Annotated in this window: 11 protein-coding genes; 8 read left to right on the top strand and 3 right to left on the bottom strand. The window is 61.1% G+C overall.

Annotation, left to right across the window (positions count from 1 at the left end; all coding sequences use genetic code 11):
- Nucleotides 1–149: 149 nt before the first annotated feature.
- On the top strand, nucleotides 150–2,078 hold the full coding sequence (locus tag AC0L3S_RS35150; protein WP_473284366.1) for an AAA family ATPase: 1,929 nt from the start codon (nucleotides 150–152) through the stop codon (nucleotides 2,076–2,078).
- A 112-nt stretch (nucleotides 2,079–2,190) separates the two neighbouring features.
- Nucleotides 2,191–3,075 carry a site-specific integrase gene (locus AC0L3S_RS35145; RefSeq protein WP_473284364.1) on the top strand — a complete coding sequence of 295 codons (885 nt, stop codon included), beginning with the start codon at nucleotides 2,191–2,193 and terminating at the stop codon, nucleotides 3,073–3,075.
- Here the strand turns inward: AC0L3S_RS35145 and AC0L3S_RS35140 are convergent.
- Nucleotides 3,072–3,581 (bottom strand): tyrosine-type recombinase/integrase, encoded by a 510-nt coding sequence (locus tag AC0L3S_RS35140; RefSeq protein WP_473284362.1) that lies wholly within the window; start codon nucleotides 3,579–3,581, stop codon nucleotides 3,072–3,074. The two genes, AC0L3S_RS35145 and AC0L3S_RS35140, sit on opposite strands and share 4 nt — an antisense overlap.
- 466 nt (nucleotides 3,582–4,047) lie before the next feature.
- Between AC0L3S_RS35140 and AC0L3S_RS35135 the strand changes: the two genes are divergently transcribed.
- The 6 genes from AC0L3S_RS35135 to AC0L3S_RS35110 all read left to right on the top strand — a co-directional run bounded on the left by AC0L3S_RS35135 (nucleotide 4,048) and on the right by AC0L3S_RS35110 (nucleotide 11,473).
- Nucleotides 4,048–4,893: a hypothetical protein gene (locus AC0L3S_RS35135; RefSeq protein ID WP_473284360.1), complete on the top strand. Its 846-nt coding sequence runs from the start codon at nucleotides 4,048–4,050 to the stop codon at nucleotides 4,891–4,893.
- Nucleotides 4,890–7,103: a Mu transposase C-terminal domain-containing protein gene (locus AC0L3S_RS35130; RefSeq protein ID WP_473284358.1), complete on the top strand. Its 2,214-nt coding sequence runs from the start codon at nucleotides 4,890–4,892 to the stop codon at nucleotides 7,101–7,103. The genes AC0L3S_RS35135 and AC0L3S_RS35130 overlap by 4 nt, the downstream gene beginning before the upstream one ends.
- Nucleotides 7,100–8,092, top strand: coding sequence for a TniB family NTP-binding protein (locus tag AC0L3S_RS35125; protein ID WP_473284356.1), 993 nt, complete (start codon nucleotides 7,100–7,102; stop codon nucleotides 8,090–8,092). Before AC0L3S_RS35130 ends, AC0L3S_RS35125 begins: the two co-directional genes overlap by 4 nt.
- Nucleotides 8,089–9,000: a hypothetical protein gene (locus AC0L3S_RS35120; RefSeq protein WP_473284354.1), complete on the top strand. Its 912-nt coding sequence runs from the start codon at nucleotides 8,089–8,091 to the stop codon at nucleotides 8,998–9,000. The genes AC0L3S_RS35125 and AC0L3S_RS35120 overlap by 4 nt, the downstream gene beginning before the upstream one ends.
- Nucleotides 8,997–9,875 carry a hypothetical protein gene (locus AC0L3S_RS35115; RefSeq protein WP_473284352.1) on the top strand — a complete coding sequence of 293 codons (879 nt, stop codon included), beginning with the start codon at nucleotides 8,997–8,999 and terminating at the stop codon, nucleotides 9,873–9,875. The genes AC0L3S_RS35120 and AC0L3S_RS35115 overlap by 4 nt, the downstream gene beginning before the upstream one ends.
- Nucleotides 9,876–10,273: 398 nt before the next feature.
- Nucleotides 10,274–11,473, top strand: a complete 1,200-nt coding sequence (locus tag AC0L3S_RS35110; protein WP_473284350.1) for a M24 family metallopeptidase — start codon at nucleotides 10,274–10,276, stop codon at nucleotides 11,471–11,473.
- A gap of 201 nt (nucleotides 11,474–11,674) precedes the next feature.
- Here AC0L3S_RS35110 and AC0L3S_RS35105 read toward each other — a convergent pair whose 3' ends face one another.
- Together AC0L3S_RS35105 and AC0L3S_RS35100 are read right to left on the bottom strand one after the other, a co-directional pair.
- Entirely contained in the window at nucleotides 11,675–12,463 is a 789-nt protein-coding gene (locus AC0L3S_RS35105) for a hypothetical protein (protein ID WP_473284348.1), read from the bottom strand.
- Between the two features lie 116 nt (nucleotides 12,464–12,579).
- Nucleotides 12,580–13,893, bottom strand: a complete 1,314-nt coding sequence (locus tag AC0L3S_RS35100) for an esterase/lipase family protein (RefSeq protein ID WP_473284346.1) — start codon at nucleotides 13,891–13,893, stop codon at nucleotides 12,580–12,582.
- Between the last annotated feature and the right edge of the window lie 234 nt (nucleotides 13,894–14,127).

Raw genomic sequence — 14,127 nt, 5'->3', positions numbered from 1 at the left:
CATCGAACGCTTCTGCCGATACAATGCCCCGGCAAAACACGACCCGATGTCCCGAACTTCTGGTTCAGGACACTAGCTTGTAACGACCTCATCGACCTGGACCTTGATTCGACGCCACTGGGGCCGCGCACCCTGACGAGACTGCGCGAATGAGTTTCCGAGATCTGCGCCCAGTCGAAATGGCTGAAATCCGGGAAAATCTGGAAATGCCTGCCACCGATAAACAATCCCCGACAGATGCGATCCTTGAAGTAGCGCTTAGCAAGGCGTTGACGCCGGCGCTGGAGCGCTCGCTGTCGGGTAAGGCTGCGCTGGCAATCATAATGGTCGTTCCAACGGCTGCATGGGTCGCCCCGTGCAAAAAGTTCTGGGAACGTCGTTTCGGCACTCACTGGCATATCCTTGGCCGCGACGGAGCAAACCGCTCCGAACACAAATCCACGGTGGGAAATTCGACCGTATCCAACCGGCTCGCTGCCGGGCAATCGATAGTAGGTATTGCCACGTCGATCGACATTCTGCCTTCCACACTCACTGCAAGCGCAGATCATACGATTTACTTGTCGACGCCGACCGGCGACGTCCTCCGCCAGGTCGTGGAACGGCACTTCGGACGTCCTGTTGCCGCCCCGGTGCCCGCGCTGGTCGGGACCGGATTGGACATCGACGATCTGGCCGCCGCCTTTCGTCCTCGATCAACGTCTCGCCAAATTTTCTCCCGTATCGAGCGAGCCACTAAACGAAGGATCGGCTTCGAAGGCGACGATCGATTGCCGTCGCTCGAATCTGCCATCGAATACGGCGCAGCACGCCGATGGGCTCTGGACCTCGCGACCGGGCTGAAAGACGGTATTCCTTTCAGCCAACTGAGCCGTTCAGTCGTGCTGCACGGTGAAACCGGATCCGGCAAGACGACCCTCGCAAAATTGGTCGCGAAGCATCTGAATCTTCCTCTCCTCGCTTTTTCCATCGCGGATCTCTTCGCCCGGTCGGATGGAGCGCTCGGCGGCGTCGTACAGGCGACCAACGCCATGTTCGAAATGATATCTACCCATAGTTGTGTTTTTCTACTGGATGAGCTCGACGCGTTGCCAGACCGAGCAACAATCTCAAGTAGAGGACGGGACTGGTGGCTACCCGTTTTGACCAACTTCATGCTCAAGTTGGACGTTGCTTTTTCGCGCGGCGGAAGCGGCCGTGGCGCGGAGACAATCTTCATCGCCTGCACTAATTATCTCGATCGCATCGACTCGGCGCTCCTGCGCCCGGGCCGCTACGAAAAGGCCATTGAGATCCGGCGTCCTGATCTCGCCGGCACGATCAACATTCTCTCCCACTATCTGCCTGAGATCGAAAGCCGCGACCGTGCCGAGCTCGGACGGCTGCTAGAGGGATCGACGGGCGCCGAACTGATGATGGTGACGCGCGATGCGAGACAAATCGCCCGTCGCGACGATCGCCCGCTCCGGGCAGACGACGTGCGCGCGGTTGCGCTGCCCGTCGAGGCCATTCCTCCCGCGCGCTTGCGACGAATCTGCGTGCACGAGGCCGGGCACGCGGTCGGCATCTTGGTCCTGCGTTGCGCCACCCTGCGCGGCGTCGTCGTCCGGACGCGGGATGGTGCGGCGGGACAGACAACGTCGGTCCAGAATGAGGGCGATCTTCCGACAAGACGCGACTTCGAGGCCCGCGTCGTGGCTACCTTGTGCGGTCGGGCCGCCGAGCGTTTGCTGGTGGGAGAAATCTCCGTCGGCAGCGGACTCGATGAACAGAGCGACATGGCGATCGCCACGCGGATGATCGCTTTGCTTCACGCATCGACGGGCCTGGGAGACGAACTCGCTTTCACATCGGATCATCATCACCTGCTCAAGGCCGTTTCGCGCGACAAGTCGCTGCGCCGGCGCGTCGAGGCCGACCTCGTCCGTCTAGAGCGGGAGGCCGAGCGACTCGTCAAGAGCAATCGACGTGCCATCGTGGCGATTGCGGAGGCGCTCGCCCAGAAGCGCCACCTTACCGGCGATGCTGTTCGGATGCTGTACGATAATCATAACCGGTCGGGAAAATTTCAATCATGACCGAGAGGCAGCAAACGTGCGTCGCGCGAAAATCGCGGGGCGACGGACCGCTCGAAAGGTTCGGTTCTTGGCGGGGATCCGGCCGACGGCCCGTCATCGGCAGGCTGCGCGGATGCAGACCAATGTTTTCAGGGGAAACCACATGAAGGCAATGAATCTACCGACACCCTTCCCGCCTGCCGGCGGCGAATGGCTCGAGTGCTTGCGAAAGGCCGGCAAAACGGAACGAACGTTGGATTGCTACGCGCGCGACCTTCGCGACGTGGCCGACGCATCGGGCGCGTCCGAGGCGGAGCACCTGCCGTCGGTCGGACAGACAGCCGTAGATCACATCGCCGCGGCCTGGCGTCGCGCCGGCGTCGGAGAGGCTACGATCGTTCGTCGCTTCTCGGCGTTTCGCGGCTTTGCCGTCTATCTGGTGCGCCAGCGCGGAATGGATTTGAGCAGCCTGTTGTCCGCCGACTTTCCCACCGCGCCGAAACGCCGGCGGCAGTCGGTGGATGCGGACGAGATCGGGCGGTTGCTTGCGGACGATCCGGAAGGCTGGCGGCATGTTCGCGACAGCGCTCTATTCGCCGTGCAGTCGGACGCCGGCTTGACCTCGGCCGAGACCGTCGGCCTCGACCTGGAAAACGTGGACCTGAAAAGTTGCCTGATCCGCGTCGTGAACACTCACCTCGAGCCGCGAATCGCCGGCATCTCGAAGAGGGCGCAAAGCCTCCTACAGGAGTACTTTCGCGCGCTTCCCTTCGACCTAGCGAAGGCGGACCCGCTGTTCGTTACCTCGAAACGGAAACGGTTGGATGTCCGCAGCGCGCAGGTCTCGTTTCGCCGCCGCCGCAGACGTCTCGGGGTATCGCCCGCAGCGACGCTGATGGGCCTGCGTCATGCGAACGCCGCGCTGCTGGTCGATCAGGGCAACGCGCCTGCCGTGGTGGCGAATGCTCTCGGCGTGCTCGCAACGACCGTCGGACGCTACTTCGACGGCAAAGGTTAGGCGGCCGGCCTCATGAGCAATCTGTCCAGCGAGTTGACACCGTCATATCCCATCATTGCCGCGATCACCTCTGCCGGCACCTGTCCGGCCGCCATGTGGGAGGCGAACGCTCGCCTCAGATCGGTGGTGACGAGCGGCCGTCGAATGCCAAGGATCGCCGATCTACGTTTCAACTCCGCCGCGACGGAAGGTCCGTCGAGTTGCCGGCGCCCCCTGCGGAAGACGAACTCGTCGTCGCCGCACTCCGCGTCCTGTTGCATCAAGATCGACAGTCGCTCGCTTGCGCCCTTCGGGACCGGCAGCGTCCGCGCCCTTGTGCCGAGCACAGTGAGCAGCGTTCGGTGCGAAATCGCGACATCGCCCCTCTTGAGGTCGAGCACTTCCGAATTGAACATGCCGCAACCGTACAGAAGCGCGAAGGCAGCATTGTACAGATACGCGTCGGCACGGTCATCGAACGACACGATCGCGATGCATTGTGCGGCGGAGGGAATAAGCTGCTGCATCCCATGTCGCTATCCGACCTGCACGAAAAGATCGACAGGCGATCACGCGCCCGGGCGCGCGATTCGTCCCGCTGCGATTGCTACTTTTGAGATCACCCGTTTGGGTCGTGCGCCAAATTGGTTGACAATAGGCCGATGGGCAAGACCAATTTGGACAGAAAAGCCCTTGCAAAACAAGTGCTTGCTGAGTCAGCAATCGATTCGGTAAACTTGTAGTTAGGAGAACGTAGAATGACCTAGCATCCCCTGAGAAGACGACGCGAGACCTTCTTAGCCTAGCCAGCAGGAGATCATCTCGCGTCGTCCTATCCACATCGACATTCCAAAACCGCGGGAAGTCCTCGGACATCCATCGGAAATCGAACGGCTCGTCGAGAGCACGGAAAGAATCGCACACCGGCGGAATCCCCGTCAAGCGAATTTTCCGGCGTCGACTTTGGCCGTCTTTAGGTCGAGCAGCCGACGCATGTACAACGCGATAAATGATTTCGATCGCTTTCCGCCCGATATCGGCAGCGTCGTGCCGCGCTCGATGATCGAGGCTGCCGGCGGCCTTGAAGCGTTCCTCACCATTCCGTTGAGCAACGAACTAAAGCTGCATCGGCGCCGCGACTTCGACCGCGTGCGCAAGCCCGTCGACGGCAAGAGAGGTCACAAGACCGGAAAATTCCACACGCGCAAGGATCCGCGCCGGCCGGTGATCATGAACGAATCCTTCGTCGGAGAGCGCTGGCGCAATCTATACTACGAAATTCATCCTTCCATTATACGTCATCTGGATCAGAGGTTCATAGTCGAGATCAACGACAGGAACGGTGCCTGCTGGGCCGTCCCGGACTCGTACCTCGAAGGCTCTGACGGCACCTTCGCAATCTGCGAGGGAAAGACAGCGCTGGTCTTCGAATTCCTGCCGGAAGGCGGAAAGAAGCTCGTTCGCGGTTTGACGGACAGGGTCCAGAACCAGCAGCAGCGAATTCAGGACGCTTTCAGGCAAGCGGGATACATCTACGAGGTGTTCGATCAGGCCTGGTCCGCACATCCGATCCGGACGGCCAACATACGCAAGATCCTGTCCGCAACGAAGAAGCTGCCGTTCGGAGCCGCCGAGCGTCGCGCGATGGAGCGCCTCTTGAGCGGCGACGATCTTACCGTCGGCAACTGCGCGCGCGAATTCGCCGGTCGCGGCGATTGTCCGGAAGAGTGGATTTGCGCGGCGATGGGCAACGGCGTCCTGGAGATCGACTTCGAACGTCCCATCGACCGTACGTCGCGCGTGTCACTTCCCTCGCCTCCATTCTGGAGCGAGCGATGAACGCGCCTTTCACGATCACCGTTCGGACGAACACGGGCACTGTCCTCATGTCACGCGGCCAGTTCATGAAGCTGGACGACGTCCTTTGGCAATTCGTCGGGCTGAGCGAAGACGGGCTCCAAGAGTTTTACAGCCGAACTCTGAAAAGGCACCAGCCGTTCCACCCCGACGAACTGCACGAATTCTGGAAGGCCGGGCGCCTGGCGGTTTTGCCGGACACGAAAAGGCCCGCCAAGCCTTCGGTCCTTCGCAACATCCAGGTTCCTTTCGAGAACAACTACACCGACGAACAGAAGCGCATCATGCTTATCCGCGAGCATTTCGCGAAGCGGTTTCATCAAGATCATCCAGAGAAGGTCGGCAGAAGCCCGGCCAGCGTCGAAAAGTGGCTCGAAGGCGTCGAACCGCCCCCGGTACCTCATGAACCCGACGAGCGCCTGTCGAAATGGAGCGTCGTCCGCGCCTACGACGACTGGATTGCGGGCGGCCGCCGCATCGAGGCCCTGGCGCATGGCAACGCCCACGGAACGCACGAGAGCACGCTTGCGCCGGTTCGCCACATCATCGAGGACGTGATCGAGCAGTTTCACGTTCCCTATAAGGAAATAGAGGTGCCGGAAGTTCTGGGCATCATCCTGAAGGAGATCGAGCGGGCGCAGCAGGACGGCGAAGTCCCGGCAACGGACGAAAGCGGCGCGCCGCTGGTTTTCGAACCGTGCCGGCAGACTATTCACAACTATATCAAGAAGCTGAGCGGCTGGGAAGTGGAGCGGATCCGCGGAGGCGTCGACGAAGCGGACGACAAGCATGCGCCGAAGGGGCGCAAGCCACGCGTGGAATACCCCTTTCAAGAATGGCAGGGCGACCACGCCCTCATCCCGATCGAGGTCGGCACGAGCATCATCGATCAATACGGGAACGCCCACGACATCAGCATGGGCGGCCTTTGGCAGACCGCCATCGTGGATGTTGGGTCGCAGTACGTCTTCCCGCTGGGTCTCGGCGTTGACGCCCCTTCCACCGCGCGCAGCATGGAGGTCCTCCGGACGGCGATGTGCCCGAAGGGCGAGTACTTCGAGAGAATGGGACTGAGCGGCCAGTACGACCCGACGATCATTCCGGAGATGCTGTTCCTGGACAACCAGGTCGACAATCACGGTAAGGACCAGGCCGCTGCCATGATGGAACTCGACATCGAGAACGGCTATGCGGGAGCCTACAAAGGCAGCCACAAGGAAAGCGTCGAACGTTGGAATAGGAAGTTCAAGAAGCATTGGCGGAAGTTTCCGGGCGCGCTACCGAGGGCCGAGGACCTCGGCCGCGGCAAGCGTCCGCGCAAGCGCGCCGCAATTCCGCTGAGCATCGAGGACATTCGCCTGGAGTCGGCGCGCTTCGTCGCCGAACACAACGACACCCCGCAGAAGCGGCTCGGCAACATCTCGCCCAACGAGGCTATGCGGCGCCTCGTCGCCAAAATCGAGGACGAACGGCGGAAGGGGAACCCGCTTCCGTTCCGCCCCATCCACGAGAAGAGCGCTGTCGACATCCAGCGCATATTCACGATCCGCGCGGTCGTGACCGTTCGCGAACACGGCGTGCGCTACCGGTATCTCGAGTGGGTCTGCGACGCGTTCAAGGACCGGGAGGGACACCGGGTCGAGCTATTCATTCCGCCGGCCGACGTCTCGGAGATCTGGGCCTTCGATCTGGACGACAAGGTCTGGATCCAAGCCTACGGTGCGTGGCCGTTCTACATGGTCGGACTTCCGTGGACTGAGCATTTGTTCGTTCGCGCCCGCATCCTTAAGCACGAGGCCTCACTGGACGAGGGTGGCACGCGGCGCTCGGTGGATTTCAAGCGCAAGTACATGGCGAACAAGGCTGAGGGCCTGCGCCGTTTGTTCGAGCTCGCAGGCAAGTCCTTCGAATTGCGGCGCGGCAAGCCGCGCAACGAGCGCCTTTGGAAGCGATCCCTCCCCGTCGGCCATCTCGACTTTGCACTCCTCTCGACGCGTGCCGCTGCGGTCGACATGCGCGAAGGTCGCATCCCGCCCGGCATGGAGAGAACGTTGAAGCTCGCGGAGAACAAGGCGGCGAAGCGGCCGGTGCAGATCATGAACCCCTCGCTCGATAAGGCGCCCACGTTCTGGGAAACCGAGGACTACACGGAAGATCCGCTGTCTCGCGGTGATGGAGGCGGAGATCTATGAGCAAGACTGTGCCTGCAGTCGCCGGCCGGCGCCCGGTCACATCGTCGGGGAAGTGGATGGAGATGTCCGCGTCGGACCGTCTCAAGGAATTACGGTCGCTCAGGGTCTTCGGGCCGGACGCGGCGAAGTGTCTGACACGGCTGAATGCCCGGCTTCGTGGCGACAGTCCCGCCTCCAGCGGAAACGCCGGCATCCTCATTACCGGACCGGCCCACATCGGAAAGCATTCGTTGATCGCACATCTTGCCGATAGCAATCCTCCGACGCCGACCGAGACGATTGATCGCCACAGCATCGTGGTCGTCCCGCCGATCGCGCGGCCGGACCCGGGCGGACTGACCGAAGCCATCGAATTGGCGACGGGTTGGAGATATCAAGGGGCACGTCTCCTGGGCGGCGCCGGCCCGGCTTTCCAGGTCAACAAAATCTGCCAAGCGAAAGGCGTCAGAATCCTTGCGTTCGATCGCGCGATGTTTCTGTGCGGCCGACAAGCGATAGCGCCGGAGGCAGTCCCCTTCCTCAGCGGCATCATGGATGCCGGACAGACACTGGTCGTCCTCGTAGGGCCGAAAACACTGGAGGATCGGATCAGGAAGACCTCGGGGCTTTCTGAACGCTTCTTCTTCTGGCGCCTCGCGCCTTTCGCGTACGGAGACGAATGGGTGGCTGTGCTCGGAAGTTACGAGCGAGCGATGCCGTTTGCCCCCGGTAGCCTAACTTCCGGAACGATGCCGGCACGGCTTTATCTCGCGTGCTGGGGAAAGCTGCCTCGCTTCGGGCAGCTGACCATCGAAGCCGCCCGCAACCGACTGAGGAACCGCAGCTCGAACGCCGTCATCGAGCTTCAGGACTTTTACGACGCTTACGCCGAGTTGATGCCCGACGACAGAAAGAACCCGTTCCGAAAAGACTATACCGCGCAGGTCCTCGCCGAGGACATCGAGCGCGGCCCGCGTGTCGACGCCGCCACGCTGACGGGAGTCGAATGATGATCGAGACCCGATGGACCGATAGTTTTCCGTTGATGAACGGGGAAAGCGCGAGTTCGTTCTCGCTCAGGCTCGCCAATTTCCTCACGGTCAGGCCGGAGGGGTTCCTGAAATCCGCCTTTGGCGACCCACGCAGCCTTGCCCACGCGGTGCACCGTCACGACAGGTTGGAGTTCTTGAGCGACGCGAGTGGGCTCGATCCGGTCGGACTTTCGCGCGCGTTCGTCCTGCCGACGCATGGCTCGTCGCGCGAGCTCGCCGTCTTGGACTTCACCCTGTCCGAGCACCATCTTGATCAGAGCATCCGCCGCGTCAGTCCGCTCGTTCTTTCGCTCGACATGGCGGCTTCGACGCCACCGTATCACCGTATCACTTGGGGTTTGCGTGATCTCAGGTTCGATCCGGCGACCAATGCCCCTCTCATTTCGACGTGCGATCATTGCGGGAGAGCTCTTACCTGGGAGACTTGCTCGGATCCTGGGACTTGCGGTCGGTGCGGCAGGCCGCTGTGGCGGGCTGCGGCGGCGCACGTGCCCATGACCCAGTTCGATCTTTTCGTCTGTGACCTCTTCCATCCGAACACGGCAGTGCGCTGGGAACGGAGAATGAAATTGGCGCCACCCCTCAGGAACTGGCCTGAGGGCGACTTGATCGACCTGCTGCGCGCGCTCCAGCGCGTGCAACGTCTTTTTCCGACCGCGCATTCGACAGACGACGCCGTCGAACCGTCCGTCATCGAAGCGGACGGCACGATAAGCGAGATGCTGAATCAGAATGTAAGGGCAGCCGCCCGATCGGGCTCGAGCACGGCCGTCACGGTAGCCGCCGCGGCCACTATGGCCGTGCTGAAAGGATCCCCTCGCCCAGTCGCAGAATTCCTGACCTCCTTACTGGTGAGCCGAACATGACGCTTCGACAACGCATAGTGGATCACATCGCTCGAACGACCAGCGTCGGCGAGGCGCGTGAGGCGAACATTCTGCTCGGCTTGCTGATCGCAAGCTTCGCCGGGATGGACGGCTTCCTGGGGGCGACCACCATGCAACTTGCCGGGTTCCTATCGGCGCGCTATCAATCCGCAGCGACCTTCGCACGGCGTTTGAGTACGATGCGGTTGATCTACACGACGTTGATTATGTGGGAGATGCTTGAATTCAATCCAGCGACCGACATCCGGCGCCCGACCGTTGTCGTCCACCCGACCGACTTCGATGTCTCTCCAGCGGACGTTCAACGGCTCATACAGGCACAGGAGACTGTCGTACGGCGCGGCAACGCATCCAACTATTACTGGGCGCACCAGCAACGCGTCGTTTTGGCCTCGATGTATCTCGTTGCGAGCGGGGTGCTTCTTTCGGAGCTTGAGGACCTGAAAATGCGCGACGTGGGCTGTGGAATCCTGAACGTAGGGTGCGGCACGCTACGCGAACGCGTAATTTGGCCGTCGAATGCAGCCCTTGAGGCGATCGGGAACGCTGCTCATTCGGCTCGCCTACTGCCGCCTGGGCCAGGCGCACCGCTGTTCGTGCAGCCCCACGGAGCTCTTCTGAACACGAAGCTCGTATCCAAATGGTTCAGAAGGGCGATCGAACGCGCTGACATACCCGGCCTAACGCCCGCAAAGATTCATCGATCCGCCGCCAAGGGCGTTCTCGAAAACGGGCTTGGATGGGACGCTGCGCGGAGCCCATCCGGTTACCGTCGGATCCCAAAGATGCGCGACATTCCGTCTTTGGCCGACATGGAACGCGCGATCGCGTGCCATCCCCTCGAGTTGGCCTAAAAACCGTCTGCGACTGTTTCCTAACCTGACCCCGCTGGTCATGTCGCCGGCGGGCTTTCGTGCGCGCGCGCCAAAACGGCGCGCGATTTCCGATGGACAGTGCTAACGAAAAGCAAGATCGGATGGACCGTCGGAACGAAAAGCAGTTTCCAATGGACCGTTCGGCCGCAAAAAGCAGATTGGGATGGACGCAGATTTTGGGGAAAGCAAATTCACCTCGACCGGCTGCATTGAAATAATTGGAGTTTTTCCGAGAGACGGTGCAAATTCATCTGGATTTTTCAGCCAGATCATTCTGCAGCTACCCAGAACCCCTCTCTCGGCTCACACTTGGTGTCAAACAAGCCCGGGCAAACCGACGCAGCGGTTGATGCTCACGTCACCATGGGAGGTTCCTCATGCAGGAGAACGTCGCCCGCGCAGACCGCTCGCGCGCCATTCCATTCGATGCCGCCAAGCTCGACCGCCTGATGGAGGCTGCCGGCCTCGACGTCCTGGTCGCGACCTCCAAGCACAATGTGCAGTACCTGCTCGGTGCCGAGCGCGCGATCTTCTTCGATTACATGGATGCGCTGGGCGTCAGCCGCTATCTGCCCGTTCTGGTCTATCCCAAGGGCGCACCGGAGCACGCGGTCTATGTCGGGCACCGGCTGGAGACCCACCAGCGCGCTGTTGCGCCGCCATGGGTAGCGCAGGTCCGGACCGAGTCCAACGGCTCGGTCGACGCCATCACGCGGGCCGTAAGCCTGATCCGCGGCGCCGGCGTGCCCCTGAAGCGGGTCGGGGTCGAGATGGCGTTCCTGCCGATGGATGCGGGTCGGGCGCTCAGTGACGCCCTGCCCGGTGCCGAGCTCAAGGACGCGCTGCTGGTGCTGGAACGGCTGCGGGCGGTGAAGTCGGTGGACGAGCTGGCGAAACTCAAGACGGCGTCCGAACTGGTGATCGCCTCGATGCTGGCGGTGATCGCCGGGCACGGGCCGGGCACGACCAAGCAGCAATTGTCGGACGCCTTGCGGATCGCCGAAGCCAATCGCGGGCTGACCTTCGAATACTGCCTGCTGGCCTGCGGCAGCAGCCACAACCGGGCGCCGTCGGCGCAGCGCTGGGAGCAAGGTGAGGTGCTGTCGCTCGACTCCGGCGGCAATTATCACGGCTATATCGGCGACCTCGCGCGCATGGCCGTGCTCGGCGATCCCGATGCCGAGCTGAAGGACTGTCTGGCCGAGATCGAGGCGGTCCAGCGCGCTGCCTTCGCCGCGGTCCGGCCCGGCGCCATGGGCGGCGACATCTACGTCGCGGCCGAGCGGCAGCTCGCAAAGATCAGCCAGCGCGACTGCACGGAGTTTTTGGCCCATGGTATGGGCCTCGTCAGCCACGAGGCCCCTCGCCTGACCGCCAAGGGCCCGATCCCCTACGACGACACGGATGCTCGCCTGCCGCTAGAGCCCGGCATGGTGGTGTCGATCGAGACCACGATGAAGCATCCCAAGCGCGGGTTCATCAAGCTCGAGGACACGGTTGCAGTGACGGTGACGGGATATGAGATCTTTGGCGAGGGTGGTCGTGGGTGGACTCGCGGTGGGAGTGCGGTCCACTAGGCTGTGGCTCATGATCGTCACCGGGCAGAGCAAGGCAAGCCGTCTCATAGCGAGTTCCGCGAGGTCGGAGCGCCCTAGTCTCTGTGTCGGTGATTGGGGGAAGGCTCATTCGCTTTGGCGCCGGCACCCTGCCCTGATGCAGGCGCGCTCCGGTAATCCAGGCACTGAGAACTTCAACGTAATCCCCCTTGCTACATCGCTCTATGTTCTCAGGAGAGCACAAGCCACGCTCAATCCGGAGTTCGCAAAAGGTAGCTGGGACGCTCCGATGACGTCCACTGGAAAGCTCTTCGCAATCCACGCCAGAAAAGCTGGAAGGTCGTAACGTCGAAAGTGCATGAGTCCCAATCCGCTGACGTCATCCCACAATTCGATGGCTTCGGCGAGTGGCACATCGGTCCGGCCGATGCGCACGTTCAGCCGACGTTCTATCTCTTGCTCGACATCAGCGACATCCTCGCCGGTGTGCATGGCCGCGCCGCAGCTCAGCAATCCCGCAAGATTCTCCCAATCGAACCTGGGCCCCAGCATCGATCGGTCCAGCGGTTTTCCGAAGCTTCCGGTTCCGAAAGACAGAAAGATGTGAGCGTTCGGGCCGCTGGCCCGGATTAGATTCCGGAAGAAATTGGACTCCGCTCGATCCAGATTCCCCATTACACTCGTGCAACACACGAACGGCGCGCGGGAGGCGCTTGCGACGAGCACGCTCCTCAGGAATTCCGAACTGTCTTCAAAATCGGCGACCAGCCCCCGCTTTGACGGCGCGATGTCGCCAATGCTCGCACAGGCGGTCCGGCACATCTCGGCGGAGACATCGACGCAGATGTACGTCGAAGGACTTCCGACGATCCGAACAAGATTCGCATCCAAAATGCCGTCGCCGGCCCCGAATGAGACGTAGATGTCCGCCGCTTTCGTCATCTTGCCCGTCACGTTGGCATACATGCCAAGAACGGCTGCATTGGATTCCGCAGACGATTCAGCCTCCAATGATTGTATCCAGCGCCCGGCGGAAAGGGGGTGCGAGAAGCTCGCGCGTGTAGACCAATCCGCCGGAGCGAACCCCGGTTTCGGCTCGCGGAAAGCTGGATCTCGCAGAATGGTTGTCACTTCGATCGCCGAAAGGTCACTTCGCTCGTCACGACCTTCTTTGTTTTATATCCGACGCCAATATCCCGTCCTTTGAGTTCGGTCCCGTCGTCGCTGAGCTGGAGATATAGAGATCCAAACTGGAGCTTTCCGCTGACGGTGTCCTGGAAATTCAGGAGTAGGAAACTGTCAGAGAAGCCTCCTTCCACCGGCAATGTCTCGTCGACTATGAGTATTCCTTCCTTGCTCCAGCTGAAACGATAGTCGCCGACAGTTCGGTCGCCGCTCCACCGCAACTGAAGGAACACGTCGTATTCGATAGGAATTCCTTCAGGCCCCACATCTTGCCGTGCCGTTCCTAACCAAGCGCCCGCTAGGCCCTTCTTCCGCCGGTCGCTCAGCGGTCCAAAAACGCCGCTTTCGATTTTTGAACTCATTGCGGCGGCGTCAACCGGGCCAGCCTGATCTGTCAACCAGAGCTTGGCTGATTCATTCACCAGTGATTTTGCGACCTCATCGTCGCGTTCCATCTTGCCTGGCTTGGGGAGTCCTGCCGCCAATTCGCCATTCGGGTCGACGTCTTGCACTTGTCTCAACGCGCCCCGATAAACTTGAGCCGACCTGTCAACAGGCTTGCAGATGTCGATGTGGTTCGCCGGCACAGGAATAGGGACGCTGATCCCGCAGTCGGCATCCGCTTTCTCGACCACGAATGCCAGACGCCCGGTCTTGTGCTTCTCGTAGTAGGTGACGGTGACTATTCCCTGTCGCGCCGAAATGCTTCTGTATGAGTTGTTCAGGTCCTCCAGAAGATCGCTCCCGCGCCGAAGGCTTGTCACGAAACTCGAGCTCAGATCCCCTGCGAAGAAGGACAAGATGCTCGCCAGACTCGATCCTGTGTGAGGTGTCGCAAGAAAGATCACCCGCTTAACGGCCTCGGCGACAGCTTTCCAGCCGCGGTCGTTCGCTTCCAGCCCAGATCGCAACAACTGTTTCGTAAGCAGTCCGCCAAGACTATGTGCCACGATTACGATCGGCAGCTTGCCAAATCGATAACCGGCAAGTCGGTCCAAGGTCTCGATCGCCTGTTCGTGCAGGGACATTTCCTTTTGGGCCCAGCGCGCAAAAAGGCTCGCTGGATAGCCGAGGGTATAGATATTGGCGTGTGGCACGTCGGTAGCAATCCATGATGGCCAGAAGGTCCCTTCCGGTTCCTTCGCATCCTTGTTGGACCAGGTCGCAATGGGATCCCCTGTCAGCCCGTGGATGAACAGTACGTCAAAACTTCCTTTTCGATTTGTGACAGATCCAAAAAAGAAATCATCGACCATCTCAATTCCTCCGCCCGGGCAGCGCACGCGCGCAAATAGCCATCTTGGCGGGGAAAATATGCCGTCTGAGTCCTGCCCCGCTGGCAGGACGACAAGGTCTATCCCATCCGGCGTTCGATCTATCGTGGCCGACTGACGCCGGACGCCATGAGCCTTCGACGCAACAAAACACTCAAGTATCACAGCTATCGAATAGCACCTGCCGATTAATTGCAACTGCTAATAGTGCTATTT

The organism is Bradyrhizobium sp. Ken01, assembly GCF_055807355.1.
This window is presented reverse-complemented; position numbering and strand designations above follow the sequence as displayed.

Coding starts and splice junctions, on each gene's coding strand:
- AC0L3S_RS35150 (WP_473284366.1), top strand. CDS start 150: ATGAGTTTCCGAGATCTGCGCCCAGTCGAAATGGCTGAAATCCGGGAA.
- AC0L3S_RS35145 (WP_473284364.1), top strand. CDS start 2,191: ATGCAGACCAATGTTTTCAGGGGAAACCACATGAAGGCAATGAATCTA.
- AC0L3S_RS35140 (WP_473284362.1), bottom strand. CDS start 3,581: ATGCAGCAGCTTATTCCCTCCGCCGCACAATGCATCGCGATCGTGTCG.
- AC0L3S_RS35135 (WP_473284360.1), top strand. CDS start 4,048: ATGTACAACGCGATAAATGATTTCGATCGCTTTCCGCCCGATATCGGC.
- AC0L3S_RS35130 (WP_473284358.1), top strand. CDS start 4,890: ATGAACGCGCCTTTCACGATCACCGTTCGGACGAACACGGGCACTGTC.
- AC0L3S_RS35125 (WP_473284356.1), top strand. CDS start 7,100: ATGAGCAAGACTGTGCCTGCAGTCGCCGGCCGGCGCCCGGTCACATCG.
- AC0L3S_RS35120 (WP_473284354.1), top strand. CDS start 8,089: ATGATGATCGAGACCCGATGGACCGATAGTTTTCCGTTGATGAACGGG.
- AC0L3S_RS35115 (WP_473284352.1), top strand. CDS start 8,997: ATGACGCTTCGACAACGCATAGTGGATCACATCGCTCGAACGACCAGC.
- AC0L3S_RS35110 (WP_473284350.1), top strand. CDS start 10,274: ATGCAGGAGAACGTCGCCCGCGCAGACCGCTCGCGCGCCATTCCATTC.
- AC0L3S_RS35100 (WP_473284346.1), bottom strand. CDS start 13,893: ATGGTCGATGATTTCTTTTTTGGATCTGTCACAAATCGAAAAGGAAGT.